Annotated in this window: 20 protein-coding genes and 1 pseudogene; 10 read left to right on the top strand and 11 right to left on the bottom strand. The window is 58.1% G+C overall.

Annotation, left to right across the window (positions count from 1 at the left end):
• Positions 1 to 245: 245 nt before the first annotated feature.
• From ACZCED_RS13960 to ACZCED_RS13945, 4 genes and pseudogenes are all read right to left on the bottom strand, one after another.
• Positions 246 to 2,705, bottom strand: coding sequence for a GcvT family protein (locus ACZCED_RS13960; RefSeq protein ID WP_464861043.1), 2,460 nt, complete (start codon positions 2,703 to 2,705; stop codon positions 246 to 248).
• Positions 2,702 to 4,186 (bottom strand): annotated as a pseudogene (mttB, locus tag ACZCED_RS13955) ([trimethylamine--corrinoid protein] Co-methyltransferase). The gene ACZCED_RS13960 and the pseudogene mttB overlap by 4 nt, the downstream one beginning before the upstream one ends.
• 193 nt (positions 4,187 to 4,379) lie before the next feature.
• Positions 4,380 to 5,693: a bifunctional lysine ketoglutarate reductase /saccharopine dehydrogenase family protein gene (locus tag ACZCED_RS13950; RefSeq protein WP_464861042.1), complete on the bottom strand. Its 1,314-nt coding sequence runs from the start codon at positions 5,691 to 5,693 to the stop codon at positions 4,380 to 4,382.
• A 5-nt stretch (positions 5,694 to 5,698) separates the two neighbouring features.
• The gene (locus tag ACZCED_RS13945) at positions 5,699 to 7,051 is read right to left on the bottom strand and encodes a saccharopine dehydrogenase C-terminal domain-containing protein (RefSeq protein ID WP_462967671.1); all 1,353 of its coding nucleotides are present in this window, start codon (positions 7,049 to 7,051) and stop codon (positions 5,699 to 5,701) included.
• 367 nt (positions 7,052 to 7,418) lie between these two features.
• Between ACZCED_RS13945 and pylSc the strand changes: the two genes are divergently transcribed.
• Genes pylSc through pylSn form a run of 5 tightly spaced genes read left to right on the top strand, consistent with a single transcriptional unit; the run spans position 7,419 to position 11,833 of the window.
• Positions 7,419 to 8,261: a pyrrolysine--tRNA(Pyl) ligase large subunit gene (gene pylSc, locus ACZCED_RS13940; RefSeq protein ID WP_462967672.1), complete on the top strand. Its 843-nt coding sequence runs from the start codon at positions 7,419 to 7,421 to the stop codon at positions 8,259 to 8,261.
• A gap of 20 nt (positions 8,262 to 8,281) precedes the next feature.
• Positions 8,282 to 9,427 carry a methylornithine synthase PylB gene (pylB, locus tag ACZCED_RS13935; RefSeq protein WP_462967673.1) on the top strand — a complete coding sequence of 382 codons (1,146 nt, stop codon included), beginning with the start codon at positions 8,282 to 8,284 and terminating at the stop codon, positions 9,425 to 9,427.
• Entirely contained in the window at positions 9,421 to 10,584 is a 1,164-nt protein-coding gene (pylC, locus tag ACZCED_RS13930; protein WP_462967674.1) for a 3-methylornithine--L-lysine ligase PylC, read from the top strand. Before pylB ends, pylC begins: the two co-directional genes overlap by 7 nt.
• On the top strand, positions 10,581 to 11,471 hold the full coding sequence (gene pylD / locus ACZCED_RS13925; RefSeq protein WP_462967675.1) for a 3-methylornithyl-N6-L-lysine dehydrogenase PylD: 891 nt from the start codon (positions 10,581 to 10,583) through the stop codon (positions 11,469 to 11,471). The genes pylC and pylD overlap by 4 nt, the downstream gene beginning before the upstream one ends.
• Positions 11,468 to 11,833, top strand: coding sequence for a pyrrolysine--tRNA(Pyl) ligase small subunit (pylSn, locus tag ACZCED_RS13920; protein ID WP_462967676.1), 366 nt, complete (start codon positions 11,468 to 11,470; stop codon positions 11,831 to 11,833). Before pylD ends, pylSn begins: the two co-directional genes overlap by 4 nt.
• Before the next feature lie 158 nt (positions 11,834 to 11,991).
• Here the strand turns inward: pylSn and ACZCED_RS13915 are convergent, their stop codons facing one another.
• Positions 11,992 to 12,780 carry a TrmB family transcriptional regulator gene (locus tag ACZCED_RS13915; protein ID WP_462967677.1) on the bottom strand — a complete coding sequence of 263 codons (789 nt, stop codon included), beginning with the start codon at positions 12,778 to 12,780 and terminating at the stop codon, positions 11,992 to 11,994.
• 155 nt (positions 12,781 to 12,935) lie between these two features.
• Here ACZCED_RS13915 and ACZCED_RS13910 point away from each other — a divergent pair, with 155 nt between their 5' ends.
• On the top strand, positions 12,936 to 13,295 hold the full coding sequence (locus tag ACZCED_RS13910) for a hypothetical protein (RefSeq protein WP_464861041.1): 360 nt from the start codon (positions 12,936 to 12,938) through the stop codon (positions 13,293 to 13,295).
• A 267-nt stretch (positions 13,296 to 13,562) separates the two neighbouring features.
• Positions 13,563 to 14,915 carry a PilZ domain-containing protein gene (locus ACZCED_RS13905; RefSeq protein ID WP_464861040.1) on the top strand — a complete coding sequence of 451 codons (1,353 nt, stop codon included), beginning with the start codon at positions 13,563 to 13,565 and terminating at the stop codon, positions 14,913 to 14,915.
• A 236-nt stretch (positions 14,916 to 15,151) separates the two neighbouring features.
• Here the strand turns inward: ACZCED_RS13905 and ACZCED_RS13900 are convergent, their stop codons facing one another.
• Positions 15,152 to 15,517: a hypothetical protein gene (locus ACZCED_RS13900; RefSeq protein WP_464861039.1), complete on the bottom strand. Its 366-nt coding sequence runs from the start codon at positions 15,515 to 15,517 to the stop codon at positions 15,152 to 15,154.
• Positions 15,518 to 15,853: 336 nt separating this feature from the next.
• Here ACZCED_RS13900 and ACZCED_RS13895 point away from each other — a divergent pair, with 336 nt between their 5' ends.
• Entirely contained in the window at positions 15,854 to 16,276 is a 423-nt protein-coding gene (locus ACZCED_RS13895; RefSeq protein WP_462967681.1) for an iron-sulfur cluster assembly scaffold protein, read from the top strand.
• Positions 16,277 to 16,420: 144 nt separating this feature from the next.
• On the opposite strand, the gene ACZCED_RS13890 is transcribed toward ACZCED_RS13895, so the two are convergent.
• The 4 genes from ACZCED_RS13890 to ACZCED_RS13875 all read right to left on the bottom strand — a co-directional run bounded on the left by ACZCED_RS13890 (position 16,421) and on the right by ACZCED_RS13875 (position 20,353).
• Positions 16,421 to 17,602, bottom strand: a complete 1,182-nt coding sequence (locus ACZCED_RS13890; RefSeq protein WP_462967682.1) for a hypothetical protein — start codon at positions 17,600 to 17,602, stop codon at positions 16,421 to 16,423.
• Between the two features lie 428 nt (positions 17,603 to 18,030).
• The gene (locus tag ACZCED_RS13885) at positions 18,031 to 18,606 is read right to left on the bottom strand and encodes a hypothetical protein (protein WP_462967683.1); all 576 of its coding nucleotides are present in this window, start codon (positions 18,604 to 18,606) and stop codon (positions 18,031 to 18,033) included.
• Entirely contained in the window at positions 18,594 to 19,703 is a 1,110-nt protein-coding gene (locus tag ACZCED_RS13880; protein ID WP_464861038.1) for a M48 family metalloprotease, read from the bottom strand. The genes ACZCED_RS13885 and ACZCED_RS13880 overlap by 13 nt, the downstream gene beginning before the upstream one ends.
• Positions 19,700 to 20,353 carry a hypothetical protein gene (locus ACZCED_RS13875; protein WP_464861037.1) on the bottom strand — a complete coding sequence of 218 codons (654 nt, stop codon included), beginning with the start codon at positions 20,351 to 20,353 and terminating at the stop codon, positions 19,700 to 19,702. Before ACZCED_RS13875 ends, ACZCED_RS13880 begins: the two co-directional genes overlap by 4 nt.
• 285 nt (positions 20,354 to 20,638) lie before the next feature.
• Here ACZCED_RS13875 and ACZCED_RS13870 point away from each other — a divergent pair, with 285 nt between their 5' ends.
• Positions 20,639 to 20,860 (top strand): membrane lipoprotein lipid attachment site-containing protein, encoded by a 222-nt coding sequence (locus ACZCED_RS13870; RefSeq protein WP_462967686.1) that lies wholly within the window; start codon positions 20,639 to 20,641, stop codon positions 20,858 to 20,860.
• 331 nt (positions 20,861 to 21,191) lie between these two features.
• A complete protein-coding gene (locus ACZCED_RS13865) occupies positions 21,192 to 22,304 on the top strand; it encodes an AI-2E family transporter (RefSeq protein WP_464861036.1) in 1,113 nt (370 codons plus the stop codon).
• Positions 22,305 to 22,374: 70 nt separating this feature from the next.
• Here the strand turns inward: ACZCED_RS13865 and ACZCED_RS13860 are convergent, their stop codons facing one another.
• The gene (locus tag ACZCED_RS13860) at positions 22,375 to 22,767 is read right to left on the bottom strand and encodes a hypothetical protein (protein ID WP_462967969.1); all 393 of its coding nucleotides are present in this window, start codon (positions 22,765 to 22,767) and stop codon (positions 22,375 to 22,377) included.
• Positions 22,768 to 22,831: the final 64 nt, after the last annotated feature.

Here is a 22,831-nt window from a genome sequence, read left to right as displayed (position 1 = left end):
TCAATGCGACAATTGCAGGGCCAATGACCTTCAGGTGCTTACTTCACCAAACCTCGAAGGTTGAGAGGATAAATCCACTCCTGATGGTCGTCGCTGTGTTTACGGGCAATTGGCACCTCGAAAATGATAAGCGCCGCATACGGATGTTGGATGCGGCGCTTATGGTCTCCATGTCCGGCAAAACGACGATACGACTCAGGCCCAACGATGAAACGGGCCGGGCCAATCGTCGATCGATAATACCGTCAGGCCTTGATCCGTTCCATGCCCGGATCGTACAGGGGCCTCAAGGACACCGTCGCCGGGTACGTTTTACCGGCGATGTCGATCTCCCACTTCCCCGCGTCGACGTAGGCCTGATCCGTGGGCTGGTCGGCCTCGATCATGAACAGACCCACGGCTCCGCCCAGGGTGTAGCCGTAGGAGCCGGAGCGGACATAGCCCGCCGGTATGCCGTCGCGCAGGACCACTTCGGCGTGGAACAGCAGCGGCTCCGGGTCCTTGACCATCACCTGCGCCAGCCGCCTGTTGGGAAGGCCCTGGGCCTTTTTCGCGGCACAGGCGGCCTTGCCGATGAAGTCGGCGGGCTTGTCCAGTTTCACGGTGAAGCCCAACCCAACCTCGTAGGGATCGTCGGTGTTGTCCATGTCGTGGCCGTAGTCGCGGTAGCCCTTTTCCATCCTCAGGCTGGCCAGGGCCTTGAGGCCGGCGTGGCGCAGTCCGAAGTTTTTACCGGCTTCCACGATCAGGTCGTAGACATGGGTGGCCTGCTCGGTGGGTATGAGCAGCTCGTAGCCCAGTTCCCCCAGGTAGGTGATGCGGGCGCAAAGCATGCGGGCGTAGCCGATGGCGATCTCCTCCACGTGCCGGTAAGGAAAGGCCGCATTGGAGAGGTCCGCGGCGGTGAGCGACTGCAGCAGGTCGCGGGAGCGGGGGCCCTGGATGTTGAGCTGGGCGTAGGCCGAGGTCATGTCGGTGACAAAGGCATGAGCGTCGGCGGGAATGTTGCGCTTCAGCCAGTTCTCGGCGTGGCGGTGCATGGTGTCGGTCACCACGACCATGAACTTCTCGTCTTCGAGTTTGGCCACGGTCAGGTCGATTTCCAGCTTGCCGTCGGCGTTCAGCCAGGGGGTGTAGGTGATCCGGCTGGATGCCAGGTTCACGTCGTTGGTCGACAGGGTGTCGAGCACCTTGCCGGCGTCGCGCCCCTGGACCAGGAATTTGGGCATGAAAGACATGTCCATGAGGATCACGTTCTCGCGGGCCGCCTTGTGCTCGGCCTCCCAATGGGCGAACCAGCTCTCCCGTCCCCAGGAGTGCCTGTCGATCCTGGCTTCCTGGCCCTCGGGTGCATACCAGTCCGCGCACTCCCAGCCGCTCACGTCCCTGAAAAAGGCTCCCTGAGCCTTCAGGCGGTCATAGAAGGGAGACGTCTTGGCACCCCTGGCCGTCTGCATCGATTTGAAGGGGTAGTGGCACTGGTAGACCATGCCCAGGGATTCGACCGTTCGGTGGGCCCGGTAGTCGGGGGTGTTCTGGTAGCGGTGCAGCCGGCTGATGTTGAACCCGGTGATGTCGAAACCGGGCTTGCCGTTGACGATCCAGTGGGCCATGGCGCGACCCAGGCCCGGGCCCATGATGATGCCTATGGAGTTGAGCCCGGCGGTGACGAAGTAGTTCTTCACCTCGGGCGCTTCGCCGACGATGGGGGCCAGGTCGGCCGTGAAGCTCTCCGGGCCGCAGAAAAAGGTCTTGATGCCCAGGTCCTGGATCACCGGCACCCGCGATATGGCCTTTTCCACGAACGGTCCCATGCGGTCCCAATCCGGCTCGATCTCGCCGAAGGAGAAGTCCTCGGGGATGCGCTTGATGTTCCAGGGGGCGCATACCGGCTCGAACAGGCCCACCATGAGCCCGCCGACCTCTTCGCGGTAGTAGCCGTAGTGCGAGGGGTCTTCCAGCACCGGCATGTTCTGGGGCATGCCGTCCATCTCCTCGGTGATCAGGTAGTAGTGCTCGGCGGCCTGGTTGGGGATGTTCACGCCGCAGACATCGCCGATCTGCCGCGCCCACATGCCGGCGCAGTTGACCACCACCTCGGCACGGATGTCTCCATGGGCGGTGCGGACGCCGGCCACCCGGCCGTTTTTCTTGATGATGCCGGTGGCGGAAACACCCTGAATGATCTGGACACCCTGGTTGCGGGCGCCTTTGGCCAGGGCCAGGGTGGCATCCACCGGGTTCACCCGGCCGTCCTCCCTGACGTAGAATCCGGCCAGCAGGTCGTCCACCTTGGCCAGGGGGAAGAGGTTCTTGATTTCCGCAGGAGAGATTTCATGCACGTCAATCCCGCAATAGCGGTTGAAGGCGGCCACCCGGCGATATTCTTCCAGGCGGTCGCGGTCGCTGGCGACCTCGATGAACCCGACCGGGGTGAAGCCGGTGGAGAGCCCGGTTTCAGCTTCCAGGCGGTTGTAGAGGTCGCGGCCGTAAAGACGCATCTGGGTCGATGTTTCCGACAGGGACCCGAAGGTCACCATCAGGCCGGCAGCATGCCAGGTGGTCCCGGACGTCAGTTCGTCCCGTTCTAAAAGGACCACATCTTTGCAGCCCATGTGGCCCAGGTGGTAGGCGATGGAGCATCCGATGATGCCGCCGCCGATGATGACCACCTGGGCCTGTTCGGGCAGTTGTACGTTTTTCATTGCCGTTCTCCCGTTCTGGTTGTCAATTCCGCTTCCGCTTTTGCGATGATGTCTTTGATCGTTTTCAGCACGTCCTCGGGCAGTGGCTCCGGTCGATGGTTGGCCAGGATCCAGCGCGCCTTTTCCAGGGCCCGGTCGTAGGCGCTCGTGGCGCCCGCCGCTTCCCAGACCCCGCGTATGCGGCGGTCGATGATCTCCGGCCGCGATTGCTCGCGCATGTGTTTGATGGTCGTCGGGTGCATGAGAAAGTCCCGGCCCGGACCGATCTCCTTGATCGCGTCCACGGCGAGGGTATCGTCATTCACCGGGATTCCCTGGACGGTGAATTTGATCATGCGGGCGAATTCGCAGTCGAGTACCAGCTGGCCGTAATCGAACGTGATGCCGCTTTCGAGCATTCCCAGACCGTAGATCATATTGGCACCTGCCAATGCGGGTAACAGTCCGGTCAACGTTTTCTCGTGGCCTGTCTGGGTGTCGGATATCTTGGCGTCGCCCTAGCCACCGGCGACGTAGCTCGGCAGGGCGTAGTAGCGCGCCAAGCGTGCCACCGCACCGCTGATCAGGGCGCACTCCGGCGTGCCCACGGTGGCCGCTGCCATTTTCAGGTCCATGGCCGTCGTGGAGCTGCCGTAGACGACCGGCGCACCCCGGCGGGTCAGCTGGCTCAAGGTGATGCCGCTCAAAATCTCCGCGTTGTGGGTCACCAGGGTGCCGGCCAGGGTCACCGGTGCGGTGCCGCCGGCCATGGCCATGGAGAGGATGTTGCACACCACGTTGTTGCGCGCCGATTCCATGATGATTTGGCAGCAGTCGGTGATCAGCTTCAGCGGGCTTACCGGGCAGGTGGTGAAGGAGACGATGGGGCGCTCCCGGAGCTTTTTCATGCCGCCGACGATGGCCGCGGCCATCTGCAGAATCGTGTTCAGCAGGCGGCCGTTGCCCGGGCCGAAGGCGCAGTGCTTGGTCGTGTTGGTCAGGTAGGCCTCGGCATTGTGCAGGGGTACGGCGTCCTGGTTGACATCGTGGGCCCCCAGGGCTTTTTCGCAGAAGTCCACTTCATCGAGAAAATCGATCACCCGGGCCGTGTCGACCAGGTCCTGCTTGACCGGCGTACGGTTCTCGCCGGTGTGGAGGTCGTTGATCTTGACCCCTTCGCTGAAGTTGGTGAAGTGCACCCGGTTGCTTTCCAGCACCAGGTCGTGACGGGGATCCCGTCCGGCCAGAATGACCTTGGACGGTGCCGAGCGGATGGCGTCTTCGACGAGATAGGGCGGGATCCGAACGATGTGACTGTCGCGGTCCACCCGAGCCCCGCCGCGTTCAAAGCGGTCCAGGGCTGCCGGGTCTTCGACAAAGACGCCGGTCGTGTCGAGCACTTCGAGGGTGCCGAGGTGAATCTCCTCGAGTTCTTCCTCGGTGAGGATCTCGAGGCGCAAGCCGCCGTTGCGCTGCTTGCCGGCGTGGAGGTTTCGTTTCATAGGCAGATTCCTTTATGCATGCCAGCCAGGAAAATGCATCTTGCGCCCCAGGCCGGCGTTCTCGCGCGGCAGAAATTCTCGACGATAGGCTACGCTTGCGGTTTCAGCGTCGTTGCGGCTTTGGCCTGAGACTCAACCTGCCATTTCCAGACAGGCATTGGTTAATAATTGAGTATTACGCTAATGGTCATCATTATTTTCCAAGGTGGTCTTTCAGGTATTCATAATCCGGGGTCAGCTTTCCGTTGTAAACGATAACCGCCTTTTGGATCTCCGGTGGCAGCCCTGAATCGGCCAGGCTGCTGCCGTAGTCGGCCTTCAGCAGGGCCGGCACGAAGGGGGTGAGCTGGTTGCTGAAAAAGGTGGAGGCGTCGTTGGGCAGTTCGCAGGGCAGGTTGTCCACGGCCAGCAGGACAATGCCGTCGCCCAGGTGCCCGTCACTGGTGGTCCCGGTAGCGGGGTCGACGCGGTAGGCCGGCATGTCGCTGTCGGTGGACTTGACGTTGCACTCGACCGACCCGTGGGTGTCGCAGGTAATGTCGGCGATGCCGGCCAGTTTGATCGCCGGCGAAGCCTGGGCCAGGCGTTTGAGCCCCGCCCAGGTGACGAACTTGGGGTAGCGCTTCTCCCAGTACACGGCGTTGACCAGCAGGGTGAAGCTGGGCAGGAACGGCTCGAAGCGGCTCTCGTAGCGCTCGGGGTGGTCGACGTACTCCTGCAGGTCGAAGGCCGACCCGGGGGCCACCGGCCCGACCAGGTCCTGCTCCTTGAACACCGTCACGTAGACCGTGCGGTTGTCCCCGCGGCCTTCGGCGACGAAGCCAGTGATCTCCTCGGCGGCGATGCGCCGGGTGGGCAGGCAGTCGAAGACCTGCTGGGCGCCGCCCGAAACATTGCCGTAGCCCAGGATGCCGATGGTGAAGGGGCACAGATGCGGGGGCAGGCCGTCCTTTTGGATGGCCCGGCCGATCTCGGCCAGATGCCCATGCGCCGCCTTGACCGAGTCGTATTGATGCGCCCGGCACACGTCGGCGAACGGGGTTCGGATACCCTTGGCGGCCCAGTGCTCGCCCATGAGCGAGAGAATGTCGATGGCCCCGGCATCGCCGGCAAAGGGGCCGAAATAGATCAGCCGGCGGCCCTTATCGTCGGTGATCTTCTCGTAGTCGATGAGGGTCGACCCGCTGTCCAGGATGCGCTGCAGCAGCGGCATGTTGGCCTTCTGCCCCTTGATGGTGTGGGAGAAGAAGAGATAGGTCCGGTTGTCCAGGATCTTGTCGACCGGAATCTCCTTGACCCCCAGGATGACATCGCCGGCGGCCATGTCCGTGCAGCTGGCAGCACCGGCGGATGCATACTGCGCCATGTCGAAAAAGCGTTTGTCAGAGGCCTCCACGAAGGCCTGCGCCCCCGATGCCTCCAGGATGAGGGCCAGGTCGCGGGGCACCAGCGGCGTGCGGCGCTCCCAGCGGTTCTTGTCTTCCGCCCGGATCAGCAGTTTTTTCATGATCGTCAATCTCCCCAGTAGCTGCGTTCGTCGGCATCCAGGTCGGATCGCCGTTCCTTGAAACAGATGTCCATGCGCCGGCATTCCGCCAGGATGGGTTCGTAGATATGCGGATGGACAGGCCTCAGCACGCCGGTCAGGCTGATCTTCCCCTGGGCCAGCAGGCTGGCGGCGATGCCGACCGGGTATCCCACGGTGCGCGACATGGAGCTGTCCTCCCCGGGAATGCCGCAGTCAATGAGGGTGGACTGGATACGCTGGCGGGGCAGGCCGGGATAGATGGCCTCGAATTCGTGGTGCATTACCAGCAGGTCCATTTCGCCCTCGTCGTACACCAGGCGGTTTTTCAGCGTATGGGCGAACATCTCGAAGACCGATGCCGTGCCGATTTTCAACTTGCGGTCCGAGAGCAGGCCCAGCCACTCCAGTTTCTTCAGGGTCAGGGAGTGTTCAGGAATGTTGAGGTAGTCGGACACGCCCTTGCGGAGATCTTTTTCGCTGCAGTTGACGATGTTGGCCAATACCTCGCGGGGGCTGACTTCATCGAAGTCGAACTTCATCTTCTGGTTTAGCAGCCCCAGCTGTTTGATGAAGTCCCAGGTCTCGCAGTAGCCGACGTTACGCAGGGTTCCGCGATATATGCCGGCGGCGTCCTCGATGCCGTAGATTTTCAGGTAAGGCATGGCGTCGCGGTTGACGTAGGCTTCGAATACGCCGGCGCCGGGAACGCTTTTCAACCAGTAGTGCTTGAACAGCTGGTCTCCGGGCACGTCGATGACTTTGCCGTGCTCCATGTAGCGCCCGTCGTTGGTTGCGGCCAGCATGGCGCCTTCGGGACTCCAGGAGAATTTGTAGCCCAGCGGGTTGTTGTTGCTCTCCAGCGCCGGTAACCCGCCACAATAGGAGAAGAAGCTGTCGATGCGTCCGCCGTCCCGCTTGACCGTGTCGATTATCTGCATGGCCGACATGTGATCCAGTCCCGGGTCCACACCCACCTCGTTGAGAAAGATCAACCCTTTTTCCTTGGCCGCTGAATCCAGGGCCTGTATCTCGTCTTTTACATAGGAGGCGGTGACCATGTGTTTGCCGTGGCTCAGGCACAGGCGGGCAATGACCGGATGCAGGGTCCACGGCAGCAGGCTGACGACAATGTCGGCCTTCGACACCTGCCGTGCCATCAGGTCCCCGTCTTTTACGTCCATGCGAACGGCCATACCGTTGGGGTGTCCCGCGATGATGGCCTCGGCCTTGTCCGCCTTCTGGTCGGCCAGGACCACCTGCAGCCCGTTGTTTTCGAGCAGGTAGCGAACCGCCGGCCGTGCCACCAGGCCCGCACCCAATATCAATATCCGCTTCATGATCGGATCTCCTTCACGGTCCTGTTTGCCCCGGTCGGCAGACCGGACGAAAAGAATTGAATTTAAAAAATAGGGACTTATATTGTATCGCAACAATGTCGCCATAAACAGGACAACATTTATCAGCCCGCTGATACGGTGTCAAGGGATTTCAGCCCGCCGACCCCTCGATTCATATGGCTTGAAAAACGGTTAAAGGTGTGAAACGGTACCGCCGTTTGCGGGGGGTGGATCGACAGGTGATCGCGTGGACTCTAAATCCACGTAGCTCGGTGCGACTCCGGGACTCCCCGCCACATTTATAATAATGTCCATTCATTTTTCGGATGAAACTGCCGATGCATGCAAGCAGGGTGATGCAAGACCGATGAACCTCAACTGGACGGATATCCAACGCAGGCGCCTGGTGGAACTGGATGCGGATGCCGCGACCCTGGCGCGCACATTCGACGATGCCGGCCAGCGCAACCGGGCTTTCCAGTCGCTGGAAAAAGAGCGGGTCGCGGCGCATCGCCGTCACCTTGACGCCCTGCGCAGCGGAACCCGGCGTCCCCGGTTGTGCCGGTTGGAAACCGTGCTGGTGGAAATGCTGGTGGCCCATGGTTTTGTCCAGGTGGCCACCCCGGTGCTAATGTCCAAAGGATTGCTGGCCCGGATGTCGATCACCGCCGACCACCCCTTGTTCGAACAGGTCTATTGGGTGGAAAGGGACAAATGCCTGCGCCCCATGCTGGCCCCCCACCTGTACTATGTGATCAAGGACCTGCTTCGGCTATGGGAAAAGCCGGTCCGGATCTTCGAGGTGGGGCCCTGCTTTCGCAAAGAGACGGAGGGGGCCAGGCATGCGGCCGAGTTTACCATGCTGAACCTGTGCGAGTTCGGTCTGCCTGAAGATCAGCGCCGGCAGCGCCTAGAGAGCCTCGCCGCCCTGATCATGGACAGCGCCGGCATCCGCCGCTATCGATTGGAATCGGCGACGTCGGCGGTATATGGCTACACCGTGGACGTGGTCGCCGAGGCCGACGGGCTGGAACTGGGATCCGGGGCCATGGGCCCCCATCCCCTCGATCGGGCCTGGCGCATTGCCGATACCTGGGTGGGCATCGGTTTCGGGCTGGAGCGTCTGCTCATGACCGCCGAAGGGGGCTCCCACCTGTCCCGTTTCGGCAGGAGCATCGCCTACCTGGACGGCATCCGCCTGAACATTTGAAAAGATAGGGGCCAACCAACGTGAACAACAATCATTCGGCCACGGGCATCCACGCCTATCGTCAAGGACGAAGCAAACTTGCGGCGGTTCTTGAAAAAGCGGCGGACAACGCCGGTATATCCCGGGCGGCCATGATCCGCCTGCTGGATTCCCCCGCGCCCAGCCTTCTGGACAAGCTGTTCGCCGCTGCCAGGCGACAGCGCGACCGCCATTTCGGCAACCGCGTGTTTCTTTATGGGTTTTTGTACATCAGCACCCATTGTCGTAATCGCTGCAGCTTCTGTTTCTACCGCAAGAGCAACACCCGGGCGATCCGTTACCGCCAGACACCGGCCGAAATTGCCGAATCCGCCCGTCAGCTGGCCCGATCAGGCGTCCACCTCATCGACCTGACCGCCGGCGAAGATCCCTGTTTTTCCACGGATGCAGCGAACGGCTTTGCCCCCGTGATCGACGCGGTGCGGTCCATCAGGGAGGAGACCGACCTGCCGGTGATGGCCTCGGTGGGCGTGGTTCCGGACACGGTTCTGGAAAAGCTTGCCGCAGCCGGTGCCGATTGGTACGCCTGCTACCAGGAGACCTACAACCGGCAACTGTTCGATCAGCTTCGTGTGGGGCAAAGCTTCGAAGCCCGTTGCCGGAGCAAGATGGCGGCCAAAGCCAGAGGCATGCTGGTCGAAGAGGGGCTGCTTTGCGGGGTGGGTGAAACCTCGCGCGACCTGGTAAAATCCTTTGATGCCATGTCACGTCTGGGCGCCGATCAGGTGCGGGCGATGACCTTCGTTCCCCAGGCAGGAACCCCCATGAAGGACCAGCCGGCACCTTCCCACTTGCGGGAAATCATTGCCATCGCCCTGATGCGCATTGCTTTTCCCGGTCTGCTCATCCCGGCGTCGCTGGATGTGGGTGGCCTTGACGGCCTGAGGATGCGTTTGGAAGCCGGTGCCAATGTGGTGACCTCGCTGATTCCGCCGGGCCGGGGGCTTGCCGGTGTGGCCCAAAGCGAATTGGACATTGAAGATGGCCGGCGCAGCGTGGAAGGAATCGCCCCGATTCTGCATACCTGCAGGCTCCAACCAGCAACAGTCGATCAGTATCGGCACTGGGTCGCCGAGCGCAAACGCAGCGCCTGTTTTCATGATTGCAGGCTGGCCCGGGCATGTTAGCGGCCATCGTCGGCGGACGGCTTCAGGGGGTGGAAGTGGCCTGCCTGGCCCGGCAGGCCGGTTGGCAGACCCTCCTTGTCGACCGCCGAACCCATATCCCGGCCCAGCGACTGTGCGACCGCTTCATCCACATGGATGTCCGGCAGACGCCCGCTTTAGACCATGCCCTGAAAGGCGTGGACCTGGTGGTTCCGGCACTTGAAGATCAGGCGGCCCTGGATAGCCTGGTGGCATGGGGCCGTGACCGTAAGGTGCCGGTTGCCTTCGATCCTGCGGCCTATGCCGTCTCCAGTTGCAAAATCGATTCGGACCGGTTGTTTGCGTCCATCGGCATCCCCACCCCCGAACCATGGCCGCGGTGCGGGTTCCCGGTGGTGGCCAAACCCAGCCGCGCCAGCGGCAGCGACGGGGTGGTGATCCTGAACGGCCCAAATGACGCCGCCGCCGCCTTCCCGCAGGGGTTTCCCGATCAAGGGTGGGTGTTCCAGCAGTATCTCCAGGGGCCGTCTTTTTCCCTGGAATTGATCGGCAGACCCGGCAACTACGTACCGCTTCAGGTCACTCAGCTATTTATGGACGCCGTCTACGACTGTAAGGCGGTGGCCGCACCGTGCCGGTTGACCGATGCGCAGATCGCGGAAATCGAGACGCTGTCCGTTGAGATCGCTCGGGCCATAAGGCTTACGGGACTGATGGATGTGGAAGTGATCCTTCACGAGGGCCGCTTCAAGGTGCTGGAAATCGATGCCCGGTTTCCCAGCCAGACGCCCCTGTGCGTCCATGCGTCAACCGGGTACAACATGTTCGAAATGCTGGCCGACCTTTTCCTGTCCGCAAAGGCCCCCCCCTTGGGGGCGTCCGTATCCGCCCGGGGTGCCATTCTCGAGCATATCCGTGTTACCGACCGGGCGATAATCGTCGAGGGCGAGCATATCATGGCCGGTGCCGGTCCCCTTGAACGGTTACCCGGGTTCTTCGGGGCCGATGAGGCCATTACCAGCTACCGGGAAGGGGTTGCCTTCTGGGTAGCCACCCTGATCGTCACCGCTGCAACGCGCCAGCTTGCCGTGGAAAAACGCAACCGGGCGCTGTCTGCGATCCAGCGACGATTCAACCTCGAGAAGGTCGTTGACCGCGGCCGGGAATACACGGCATGACCCGACTGACCACCGACGACATCCAGGATGTCCGTTTCGAACTGAACGCATACGACCGACACCTGGTGTCCGTAACGGGTCAGTCCCTGCTGGGAATCGGTGCGAGTGCGGCAGGGGTACGCGATGTGGGGCAGCTTCGCGATGCCGCCCCATCGATTCCGATGGCCGTCGTGCCCATCCGTAGCGGTCTTGGCGTTATTACCGGTTTTGTCGAGACGGTCTGCGGCATCCTCGTCCACATGGGGTTCGACGCGTCGGTCACCGTGAATTCGGACGTGTCCGGTTTTGCCGAAGCCATCGAGCGGGGAGCCCAGGTGATCCTGGCTGCAGACGACGATCGTTTCGTGGCCTTTTGCCCCCGCCAGGGAAAAACCGTGGACAATTCCCGCGCCACTGCCAGTGGATTTGTGGCCGGCTTGGATCGGATGGCCGGTGGCCTGGCCGGAAAGGACGTGCTGGTGATCGGGTGCGGGCCCGTGGGACGCTGGGCGGTCGAGGCGCTGTTGAAGCGCAAAGCCAGGGTCAGCGTGGTCGATCAGGTGACAGCAAAGGCTGCCGACCTGGCCAGATGGATTCAGCGTGCTTACCATTCGACCATCCGGGTGGCTTCAGATACGGAAACGGCATTGGCGACCCATCAACTTATCGTGGAGGCCACCAACGCGGCGGACGTGGTTCACGCGCGCCACGTCACCGCCGATACCCGTATCGCCGCTCCGGGGATGCCCTGCGGCGTTACCCCGCGTGCCCGGAAAAAACTGGCCGGCAGGATCTTGCACGACCCCTTGCCGATCGGCGTTGCGGCCATGGCCTGCCAGGCGGCGCGCATCATCGCTGAGCAACCGCTGTCTTCGAACCCGACAGCCCATGATGGAGAGTCCGAGTGAACGACAGCCCCTCATCACCCAAACCGCCCCGGCGACGGTTCTACCGCAAACGGGTCGACCTGTTCCGGCTGATCGATAAGATCAAGATCTGGCCGTCTCGCAAAGGGCTGCTGCACGGTATCAAGACCGTTGACATCATGGGTGACCAGGCCCGCATCACCACGCACTGCAAAAAGACCTTCATGGTCAACAATTCCCGCAACAGCCGGGCAGCCCGATGGCTGCGCAACAAATGGTTCAAGGGGGTTTGCCCGGCCTGCGGGGTGCCCGAGTGGAAACTGGAGAAATACGCATCCACGCATTTTCGGCGGCATCACGGGGCATCGCTGCTGTCTGAGGTCTCAGAGGGTGGGTCCGATTAGAGAAGACGCGAGATAGCGGCATGAAGGATGACCATGGACCATCACCATGCAACCATCGAGCGCTTGCGAAGCGCCATGCGGCACCAGTCCGACGCATGCGTACCTGATAGGCGGGATTTCCTGTCGGCGGCACCAATAATGTGTATGACCATTGAGCCTTACATATCATCTTGGATGATTTGATAGAGCCTTTTTTCATGGTCATCCAGCGGCTGCTTCAGGGTGTGGGTCTTGTACAAAAAGTAGTGAAAAAAATCGTGCCGCAGGCTGTCCCGGCCGGCAGTGACGAACCAACGGTTGCGGCCCCAGTTGATGCGGCACTCCTCGGTGTTTTCGGTGGTGAACATGCCGCCGATAAACTCCTCCTTGTCGACCACCAGGTCAAATGAGCGACCGCCCAGATTGCGCTCCACCACCTCATGCTGCGGGTGAACCACCTGGATGGCAAAGGTTCTTGGAAAGGGTTCCATGAAAATGCATTTCACCGGTACCCCTTTCTTTTCAGCTTTTTTCAGAGCCCGGACCAGTGTTTCGACCTCCTGGGGAAACAGACGGATGTAAATCTCTTTGCGGGCGGCGTCGATCATTTCCCTGGCCTTGTCCATGACCCGCTGATAGCCAGTGACGGTCCAGATGAAGTCATGCTCGGCAGGTGTCTGAATTTCCTTTGCCAGGGCTTCCAGGCGATCGAGGTCCGCTTCATAGCTCCGCCGCAACTGTTTGATCAGTTCATCGGGCGGAAGGGGAACGAATATGCCTTTGCTGGATTCGGCGACGAATCCCCGTTTTTTCAACGTTCGCAGGATGTCGTAAATCCTCGCGCGGGGGATTCCCGATTGCTTGCTCAGCTGAGATCCGTTGACGGGATGATGTTGAAGAAGTGACAGGTAGGTGTGAATCGCGTAGTCGGACAGACCGATATTGGCCAGGTTATAGGATTTCTGCATGTCAGGCCCCTTTGTTGTCACAAAACGTACAACTTTTCCGATTAACAGTACCGGCGATTCTTGTCAAGCGGGCAATCGGTATCATGTTTTCCATTGATTTTCCTTATGCTTCCAAATAATCTCATCACACCCAACAGATCAGAAGGGGGACCGCGATGAACACCATACCTTGTTGCATATCTAATCGATTCAGGTTCCTGATTGCCCTGATGGTAGTAACCGCAGCCGTTTGTGGCTGCGCTTCCGGGCCGACTATCGTGGGGAACTGGAAGGCCGTGGATGGAGCCGCCACGGTGAGATTCGCCGCTGATGGCGTGTTCCATGCCGTTGATAACCAGGGTATGCCCGTATCCGGAAATTACCGGCTAGTGGGGGCGGATGGCATCCAGTTCGAGATCCGGCACAGTGGAGAGGAAACCGAGACCATCGATGCAACGGTCATCCGCGAAGGTGAACGGCTGACGCTGGCCTTTCCCGGCGAGCACGCCATCGAAACCTATGAGCGCATTCCCTGACCACGCTACCCCTTCCGCAGACTGTCGTCGTCGGTGACCTGAGCGATCCCGCTTTTTTGACTCTCTTGCCATCCATTTGACACCAGGCAGCCTCGGATCCTGTCCGCTTCCTTCTTTTCAAGTCGAGAAACCGGCCTTTCCCGCCCCCGGGACGATCCATTCCTGTGGCACGGAACTTGTAAACCCCGTATCCCATAGACCATGACGTTAAAACGATGACTCGACCCACGCGGGGCTGCGATGCTGTTTTTTAAAGGAAAGGAAGATATGGGACTGGAAGCGAGCCTGAAGCTGCTGGATTTGCCGCCGGATGCCACCGTCGATGACGCCAACCAGGCATATGGCTATCTGCACCGCATGATCGACCGGTTTCACCAGGATGCCGAAGCGGGAGACCGCGGCGACCGGCAGGAGGACCTGGACCTGCTGGCCTGCGCCTATGAAAAAGCGGTGGCTTATTTGTCTGACCGGGATCCCCACAACATGCCGGCGTTAACCACCCCCGCATCGCGATCACCGGTCGCCGACGGCCCCTCATCCCGGGATCTTCACTTTACGATCAATGTGTCCACCGAAGCGGATAACGATTCATCCTCCGGCGATGCCTCAACTTTGCCAGAACCGAATGCCCAGACCGTGGAAGAAGCCATCTCAATAACTTCCCGGCGGATGCAGCAGACAGAATCGGTGCTTCCAGTCGTCCAGCAGGCCGTGGAATCCGCTGCAGCGGCGTTGGAGGCGGCCAGTCGGCGTTATGAACAATCCAGGCAGGCAAGCCTGACTGCCGCCGTCTCCGCCGCGTCGGCAAAAAATCGGGCGATGCTGTTGGAGATCGAAGCCAAGCGTGCCATGCAGGACGCCATCGCCGTGGCAGAAAAGGCCCGGGATCGGGTCGCTGCTGCAAGGCAGGCGGCCAAGGATGCCGCCGTTGAAGCTGACAAGGCCCGAAAACAGGCTAACCGTGTCAAGAAATCCGAGGAGACTGCTGCGGCGGAAGCGGTATGTGCCGAAGATCGCCTGGAAAAGGAAAAGATCCGGCTGAAAGCGTTGACCTTCACGTTGGTTGAGACCCGCAGCCGCATGAAGATGTTCCAGGACACCACCGCAGCGATTGAAAAGCAGGCTGCCGACGTTGATATCCAGCTGGCCGCAATGCCCGACAAGGGGTCTACCGCACCTCAGGCGGTCGGCGGGGAAACGAACGCCCGGCAGCAGATCATGTCCGACCTGTTGGAAATCGAGGCATCCCTCAACGCCAGGAAGCGGGAATCGATGCCGGTGCAGGTTGACGGGGCAAAACGATCAGGTGCCGCCGTGCCGGATACCGAAAGACGGCAACACCATCGTGTGGTCTATCCCTTGGACCAGCGCCCCCGGTTTTCCGTTGACGGTCGTACGGTTCCCATTCTTGACCTGAGCAGCGCAGGTATGCGGCTGGAAACGGATGTCGCCATGGCCGATTCGCGCATTGTCCGAGGTGTCATCGCTTTTCCGCACCGGTCGCCGGTCAAGATCACCGGCAAAGTGGTTCGACAGGATGACGCCGGTCTGGGATTGAAGTTGGTGACCCGCATCGGGAACCGTATTCTGGACCAGGAGCGACTTCGCCTGCGTGCGTGATGGGTTGAGGACCGGCTGAAGCTGCCGGATGTGAGTGCAAGGGTGATTAGGATTGCTCAGGGTAAGCCTTCTCTGGAAATTCGCACGGACAGGGGGATGGTGATGTGGCCGTTTCCGTGACGAAGCGCAAGGAGGATGCCGTTTTCCCCAATGGGTAGCATCCCGGGTGAAATGCTCCGTGCAGCGGCCGTTTTCTCTTTGATCGGGCTCCAGGCAATCAACCGCATGGGCATGATTTAAAGCGAAAAGCTAGCGCCGGGTGCCACTGTGTCCAGCGGAACCATGGCGTTTTTTACGGCCTCCGGGTCAATGCCCTCGAATACCATCACGCCTTGTGGTTTGCCGTTGAACAGATACTGGCTTGCGTTCCAATCGACAACCAGGTCAACGCTGCTTTTGTTTGTCAGTGTGAGAAGAAAAAAGCTAAAATAAGGGGACTCCCCTTTTTGAGGTGCGATCCTGGCACTGTATAGACGGTTGTCTACTTCAGAAAACTCAGGCTGTGCTATCCAGACCGCATTGGACGTGGGGTGAACCCCACTGCAGCCCCACAAGACCAGCCCAATTAATAACAGAAACCCAATCGTTCGCCGACCATTCATGGCATCAACCTTTCCGGGGGGATCGCCTGTTGTCAGGGGATCGTCTGGCCTTATTTCTATCGATTTTTAGCGCCTTTGACAAGCCTGAAACTTTCTTGATCCGTCAAACCTGGGGAAGGAAATCCACCATTCGGGTGATCGGTTCGCTTTTCACAATCAGGATTACCCCTGTAGCGATGTCATTTTCCGGCCTTTAAATGTAAATTCTCAGGCCTGGGTTTTTTCACAGAGCGATCGGTTCCTTATTTAATTGCCGCACCTTGACACTCGTAGCGGAAAGGTTTATTCGTTTTCTTTCGATCTGTAACCATAACCACGATTGTGAAGGAACGGGACATGACACCAATCCAGGCATCAGGTTCAACTGAAACCAAAGCCATTGAAGAGATGCTCGCCGCATCCGGTTATTCCAAAACGGCCATCGACTATTACATTAACAAGCCGCATATGGGTCAGATTCCCGATGCGGACATCGTCTCGGAGATGACCGGCACTTGCGGTGACACAATGGGGATTTACATCAAGATGGACAATGGCGTGGTGGGTGATGCAAAATACCAGGTTATGGGATGTGCCGGAGCCATATCCGCCGCCATGGCTGTCGTGGACCTGATCAAGGGCAAGGATCTGGAATATGCCCGATCCATCGATGACGGCACCGTCTACAAGGTGTTGCAGGAAATCCCCGTAAAAAAGCACCACTGCATCCAACTGGCCGTAAAAACGCTGCACAAGGCGCTGGACACTCACCGCTTTTAACCATCGGCGTGGTTCCTTGTCCATCCCATGCTGATCGAAGGCCGCCGCCGGCACGGATCCGGTCGCGGCCTTTTTCTATTGTTGGCGGCGCTCACTATATGAGCTGCCGGGCCTCCACAACGGTTCGGTTGAAAGAGAAGTTGCTTACCTTCGGGACCGGATATCCAATCGCGGTGATTTCAAAATACGTCGGATATTTTCCTTCAGATCGATCTGGTCGAAGTTTTCCGGGCTCTGCGCCATGAGTTTTTCATAAAGTGCGTCCTGTTCGACGGGATGGGTGTATTTGGCAGGCGTTCCATCTTTCAACTGGACATGCGCGGCCCATGGCACAAAGTAGTTCATTACCGGAAGCCCTTCATTTTCAGAAATATCGATATTCAAGCCTGCAATATAGAGCAGGGTTCTCCCCTTATATGCATCGCTTCTTCGGATCGATTCAACAACCCTGGCAAATTCGAGCTGGATATTCGTTTTGGCGGCACGCAGGGGGGGAAACCTCGCGCTGACAATGTCGGGCATGAATTCAATGAGATTCCTTTCCAGCAGGATCGAATCATCGGTTTCGTGAAAGTCCTCTCTGAAGTAAAAAAGATCGGCGGTCAGCAGTTTGCCGATGCTCTCCCCCCCGCCCGGCAGCCAGGTATAGCCCTGATCGTCGAGACGCCGCTTGAAAGGGTCGGAAACTTTATACGTCTGGGTCGTGCTGGCTGACGTAAAGGGCCGAATGACGCCCATACTGTCTTCGGCAACGATATTGTTCAGGCGAAGGACCAGCCCCTGTGCTACCGGGTTGGATACAAAATCGATGAATGAATTTTTTACGGTGATCAGGCAGTTGCCATTGTCATCCCTGCGAAGAAAAATGCGTTCTCTGGCAAAGAGGTATTGATCCAGATACGGCGTGATCACATGGATCAATTTTCCGCAGGAGTCGGACAGGCAACGGCCCGTCATCTGGGGACGCTTATACGTTCCATAAGTCCCTGAGGCGGGATCGTAGCCGACATGACTGGCCTGCAGAATCATGAGGTCTTCACCATGCTGGGAGTGAGGTCCATGCCGGTCAATGGCGACGATGCCCCCGACTCGTCCATGATTGAAAGGGAAAGTACCGAAATGTTTGGTCAGCAAAATGATCGGTAAACCCTGGTTCTCATCCGAACAGAATGCTCTCGAGGGCATGATCAACCCTTTGCGAAAACCTAATTCCTTGCATAGGTTATAAAGCCTGGCGATAAACTCCGGGTAGGGGATCGCCAACCCGTCCACCTTAAATGGCGCGACTTCCCTGATCACATTGGCATCTCGGTATTTATTAAGCATATGGCTGCACACTCCTGGACTGGGTACGAATAGGAAAAGAGGCAGTTAGCCAACACCGATGCATGAAGCGCGAAAGAATGAGAAATCTTTTGCTGTGCTTCGAGTAAGGCGAATCAAGCAGTTGACCCGACGATAAACGATCTGAATCGGTGGTGCGACGGATATCAGCCGGCGGCCGCGTCGCAGCAGCCGGCCATATGGATCCAGATAGCGGATGCCGACTCTTTTGTCAAGACGGCAATATCATATAAATGCATGAAAATGTTGAACTTTTATCGTTTACAGCCTGCCGGCTGCAAGCGTGGTGGATAAAAAATGAACGATATGCGCTGTATAACCCGTTGTCCATGCCTGGCTGACAGCGGGTGCAAATGGGGCCGGGATTCTTTCTTTGACGATACCGGAGAGCCAGGCCTTCCTGAAGGCATTCATGACTTCAAGTCAATAACAAACCGGAGGCTGTCTACTACCTGGTTAAAAGCGGGCAGCTCTTTATCAAAATAATAGCGTTGGGCAGCGGTGTAGCGTAAATTGAAAAACTGGTTGGTCAAGATGACGCCGTAGTAAATGGTCTTGGTTGGTACGCCATGTGGATCCTGATAGCTGTAAGTCAGCCGAAAACCGGCATGACCGCCTACCGTGGCCGGCTCGCAGGCCAGCAAACGCAGTTGCCGGATCAGCGGATCGGAACGCATGTTGTCGGCGATTACCTGGGCGGCTTCATGGGGCAGCATGTCGGGACTGAGTTTTTGACTCGTAAAACGAAATCCTTGTGTCAACGGTCTCGATTGAACCAGAATATACTCCAGATAGGGGCCATCCTTGGAAAGCATTTCCGATTCCTGCGTGCTCAGATGCATCCACCCTTCGGGTGATGTGATGGACCATTGAGGCTCGCTGAGCTGATCCGGAGCCGCAGTCCACGGTCCGGCACAGGCGGTCAGCATAAATGCCGCCGCAACCCAGAAGACCGCCACGGATCTATTGATTTTCAATCCTGGCATTGTCGCAGATATCCCTTGATGAATTCTCTGGCACCGTCCTGGGGGGCCAGGCTGAGAAAGGTCTCGAAATAGGGCTTAGCCGTTTGATAGCGGCCTGCCTTAAAATGAAGCTCGCCAAGCGCACGATGGGCCGACGGGAATTCCGGATCGATTTTCAGGGCCTTCAGGTACGATCCAATACACTGACTATTGCCGTTCCCATCGTTTCCTCGGCGCAGGATCTCCCCTTTAAGATAGTGTGCGCGGGCATTATCCGGTTTCAATGCCAAAAATTTGGAGATACTCTGATCCGCCTGGTTCCAGTCGCCGCAAGTCACCGCGGCCTGAGCATTGGCCATTAATGCCGGCGCAAGTTGATTAGGGAAATCACCGGGGGGGGCATGGGTTGCCGACATGCAGGGCACACTGTCCCTGGTTCTGCCGATACGCGCCTTCATCGTTTTGATTCGATCTTCCAGCCGGCCAACGGCTTCTGACGCCTTTTGATTCCGCAGGCTATTCAACAGGTTTGACATGAGGGATAGGACTTCGGTTTCGCAATAGCCGGCGGCTTTGAGTATTGCCAGCCCCTCATCGTCGGCTTGATTTTCAGCGTCATCGATTTTATTTTTCATTGCCGCCCCACCAACCGCCTGGCCCTGATCGGCGTAAGGTAGTCCGGTGCCATGGGAGGTCATTTGATAATGATCGTAAAGCGCGGCAGTGTGCTGGCGAAAATAATGAACCATCTCGTGGGCGAGGATCATGGCCAGTTGATCCTCGTTTTCTATTCGATTGAGGATGCCGGTCGACACAAAACAATACCCATTGGGATAAGCATAGGCCTGCATCCGGGAATCGATGACAACCTTGATGGTGGGTGTATTCATTTCGGTGGGTACCTGTTCCCACAGGCGTTCGGCCACGGTTTGCAGATAGCTCGACAAAGACGTTTCGTGCAGCACGACGCCTCGTTGTTCAAGCGCTGCCTGTTCTTGTGCGGCAAGCCGCCACAAGCGGGTTGTCTGGTCGGGTGTCGCCGCAGTTGCCGAGACTATCGGTACCGCCCATGCCAAAAGCAAAATCATGCATGCCGCCACGTATCGTTGAGGTGTCATGAACCTTGCTCCCAAAAGTTGGCCAACGTGGTCGCCACCAGGGCTGTCAAGCCTTCGGTGGTTTGCAGATCGTATCTTTGGTGGTCGCCCTGCAGGCCGTACCAGATAATACTGCCTTGCGGTTCGACTACGGCGATGCTGAGCCAGTTTTTGAGCGGCTGGCCGGAGGCGGTTTGATGCCCAAGGGCCAGAACCAGGGCGTCGGCCCGGTTGGCCTTCAGAATTTCGTCTACTGACCCCAGATGGTATTCAAAAGCGCTTAACTTGGCCGGATATAGTTGAGGGCCGAACGTGTGCAGTTGGATGGAACGGTTCACGGATCTGAAAAGGGATCTCACGCTGCGAAGTTCGGATGATTGCATCATCCGGGGGTCGGCTTTTTTTACAGTGAAGCGACGCGCTTCGAGTTGCCGGACAATGGATTGTTGTGCGTCGCGTTGCGCTTCCTGGCTCCGGATGTCCTGAAAAAGCCGGCTGCCATCCGGCATTTGTTCAAAAATGCCGATTTCGGGCTCCAGTACCAGCATTACGCCCATGGTATGCCGATAGCTTGGGAATTGGGGATGAAGCCGTTCCGTGGTATACGTGCAGCCGGAAGCAATAAGACCGATCAAGCCCACAATCAGGATGGATCGGTTGAAACGTATCATTTGGGGAAGGTTTTTCATTGGCAGCCCGCGACCAAACTCCTTGTCAGTTTATTCTTTCTCTGGGTAAAGCAAGTTCCAGACCAATCTAAAAAAAATAAATAAATAGTTTTTTCAGCATGTTGAATGGTTGCTGCTTCAGGGAGCAATCGAGCTTGCCATTTATGGGCACGTGTGATGACAAAAAAATGTCAAGCTTGACTTTTTATCGCAACTGCCTAATATTCAACCGATCAGGGGGAGTCGTTGTTCGATTGATACTTGAACTTAAATAAGGAGGATGAGGGAATGAAAAAAATTATTATTCTGATCTTTATGGTTCTTTTCCTGGCGAGTTGCGGTCAACACTTCAGCAAATCCGAATTCCTGCAGCACGACAGCATGTACAAGAATTGGGATCACATGAAATTCAGCTGGTTCGGCCCGGACCAGGCAACTAGCGAGGATCTGGAAAAATCCATGGAACAGGAATGGTGGGGATTTGAAGTGCCCTACGTACCCGGTCAGTAGGTTCTGTCGATGCTGTGTTCGAATCGGTTCACTGTCTGGCCAAGATTATGCCGGCAGGGGGTTCACGCAAAGCCCTGCCGGCTTTTCTATGCGACCAGCCACGCCGGCGGATTCTATCTTTAAATTATTCAGTTCAGCGACAATCGATCCGCTCTCCATCCGGTTCAACCTCCACTCGTTTTCCATCCCATCCCATACCCGATAAGCCCAATGTCCAAGCAATGGTTTGAAATCCCATGCCATTTAGGGTAAACCTAGCATTACCAACCATTCCATATACCCTTACAAGTGGCTTTCACCAGGCCGACGATTATAACGGAGCAAAGCTATCATGCGTGATGACAGAGTGAATCAGTTCGTGGTCGTTCTGCTGGTCGTATTCATTTCGGCCGTATTTCTCTCGATGATACGATCCTTTTTGATGGCAGTTTTTCTGGCCGGCATCTTTTCGGCACTGTCCCGTCCCATATACCATTGGCTTGAAAAATTGCTTAAGGGGCGGCGCAGCCCGGCATCGATTCTGACCCTGCTGCTGATCATCATTGTTGTGGTGCTGCCTCTGGGTGTGCTCACGGGGGTGGTGACCGGCCAGGCCATCAAGGTCAGCCAGACCGCCGTGCCCTGGGTAAAAACACAGCTCAGCCAACCGGGTGCTCTATCTGAATTTCTGGAGACCGTTCCCTACTACGACAAAATTGCACCCCACAGCGAACTGATTCTGCGCAAAGCAGGCGAACTGGTCGGCAGCATCAGCCAGTTTCTGGTCAACAACCTCTCATCGGCAGCGATGGGGGCGGTCAACTTATTGTTCATGCTCTTTGTCTGGCTTTACACCATGTATTTTTTTCTGATGGACGGGGATAAACTGCTGGAAAAAATACTTTATTACCTGCCACTGCAGGATCATGACGAGCAGCAGATGCTCGATCGCTTCACATCGGTGACCCGTGCGACGCTGAAGGGGACCGCGGTTATCGGGATTCTTCAGGGAGGCTTGGCCGGTCTGGCCTTCTGGGCGGTGGGTATTCCCAGCGCTGCGTTCTGGGGGGTGATCATGGTTGTCCTGTCTATCATCCCCAGCGTGGGTACCGCTATCGTCTGGGTGCCGGTAGCGCTCATCCTGGGATTTGGCGGGGCCGTCGGCAAGGCGGTCGGGCTGTTTGTGTTCTGTGGGCTGGTGGTCGGCAGCCTGGACAACCTGCTCAGGCCGATCCTGGTTGGCAAGGATACGCAGATGCACGAACTGATGATCTTCTTCGGCACCATGGGGGGCATCTTCATGTTCGGCATGGTGGGGGTCATCATCGGCCCCATCATCGCCGCGCTATTCGTGACGGTCTGGGAAATTTACGGGCAGGCCTTCCAGGATATTCTGCCGGATACCGGGTATGTGCTGCGGAAAAAAAGGGAACAGGCGGAATTGGAAGGCAAGGGCGGGGAGTGAACCGTCTTGCCCCGAAGTGAAATCAAAGGCTTTTTCCGCCATCGACGTCGGGGTGTTTGTCACACTGACCCTATTCCCGACCTCCGGGATAATTTAGGTCAATGATAAAGCCCGGATGATGACCCTGCGTGGCAGATGCATCTGTTAGGGTCAAATGAATATCGTCTTTATCCGATTCTAATTTCTCCGCCTTGATTACTCCGAGAGACGGGACCGGGAGGAGGAGCCATCCGGCCTCCTCGAGCGCCTTCGCATAAAAGCTGAGCACGCGTTCATAGGTGTCATTGGTGGCGAATTGCACCCTCACGCTGTCCCGCGTGTAGCGGGTTTCAACGGGTTGCGCCGAGGGATAGAGCGGCACCAGGTCCTCGAATTCGTGGGGCAGCTCACTTTTTCCCAGCAATGGCCCGGCGCAGAAGCAGATGATCAGCAGAGCGAGGACAAAAATGGATCGTGCATGCATGACGACCTCCTGCGGCTGTGTCAGTGCGATGATCTTTAAACGCCGGATCACACCCTGTTGACAT

Source organism: Desulfosarcina sp., assembly GCF_055467485.1.
Note: the sequence above shows the minus strand (reverse complement) of the source record. Positions and strands in the feature narration are given on the sequence as shown.

Bases quoted from the DNA above. Each gene is read 5' to 3' on its own strand.
- ACZCED_RS13860 (WP_462967969.1), bottom strand. From the start codon at position 22,767: ATGCATGCACGATCCATTTTTGTCCTCGCTCTGCTGATCATCTGCTTC.
- ACZCED_RS13890 (WP_462967682.1), bottom strand. From the start codon at position 17,602: ATGCTTAATAAATACCGAGATGCCAATGTGATCAGGGAAGTCGCGCCA.
- pylC (WP_462967674.1), top strand. From the start codon at position 9,421: ATGTTAGCGGCCATCGTCGGCGGACGGCTTCAGGGGGTGGAAGTGGCC.
- ACZCED_RS13885 (WP_462967683.1), bottom strand. From the start codon at position 18,606: ATGCCAGGATTGAAAATCAATAGATCCGTGGCGGTCTTCTGGGTTGCG.
- ACZCED_RS13945 (WP_462967671.1), bottom strand. From the start codon at position 7,051: ATGAAGCGGATATTGATATTGGGTGCGGGCCTGGTGGCACGGCCGGCG.
- ACZCED_RS13960 (WP_464861043.1), bottom strand. From the start codon at position 2,705: ATGAAAAACGTACAACTGCCCGAACAGGCCCAGGTGGTCATCATCGGC.
- ACZCED_RS13875 (WP_464861037.1), bottom strand. From the start codon at position 20,353: ATGATACGTTTCAACCGATCCATCCTGATTGTGGGCTTGATCGGTCTT.
- ACZCED_RS13865 (WP_464861036.1), top strand. From the start codon at position 21,192: ATGCGTGATGACAGAGTGAATCAGTTCGTGGTCGTTCTGCTGGTCGTA.
- ACZCED_RS13880 (WP_464861038.1), bottom strand. From the start codon at position 19,703: ATGACACCTCAACGATACGTGGCGGCATGCATGATTTTGCTTTTGGCA.
- ACZCED_RS13870 (WP_462967686.1), top strand. From the start codon at position 20,639: ATGAAAAAAATTATTATTCTGATCTTTATGGTTCTTTTCCTGGCGAGT.
- ACZCED_RS13950 (WP_464861042.1), bottom strand. From the start codon at position 5,693: ATGAAAAAACTGCTGATCCGGGCGGAAGACAAGAACCGCTGGGAGCGC.
- ACZCED_RS13895 (WP_462967681.1), top strand. From the start codon at position 15,854: ATGACACCAATCCAGGCATCAGGTTCAACTGAAACCAAAGCCATTGAA.
- ACZCED_RS13900 (WP_464861039.1), bottom strand. From the start codon at position 15,517: ATGAATGGTCGGCGAACGATTGGGTTTCTGTTATTAATTGGGCTGGTC.
- ACZCED_RS13905 (WP_464861040.1), top strand. From the start codon at position 13,563: ATGGGACTGGAAGCGAGCCTGAAGCTGCTGGATTTGCCGCCGGATGCC.
- pylD (WP_462967675.1), top strand. From the start codon at position 10,581: ATGACCCGACTGACCACCGACGACATCCAGGATGTCCGTTTCGAACTG.
- ACZCED_RS13910 (WP_464861041.1), top strand. From the start codon at position 12,936: ATGAACACCATACCTTGTTGCATATCTAATCGATTCAGGTTCCTGATT.
- ACZCED_RS13915 (WP_462967677.1), bottom strand. From the start codon at position 12,780: ATGCAGAAATCCTATAACCTGGCCAATATCGGTCTGTCCGACTACGCG.
- pylSc (WP_462967672.1), top strand. From the start codon at position 7,419: ATGAACCTCAACTGGACGGATATCCAACGCAGGCGCCTGGTGGAACTG.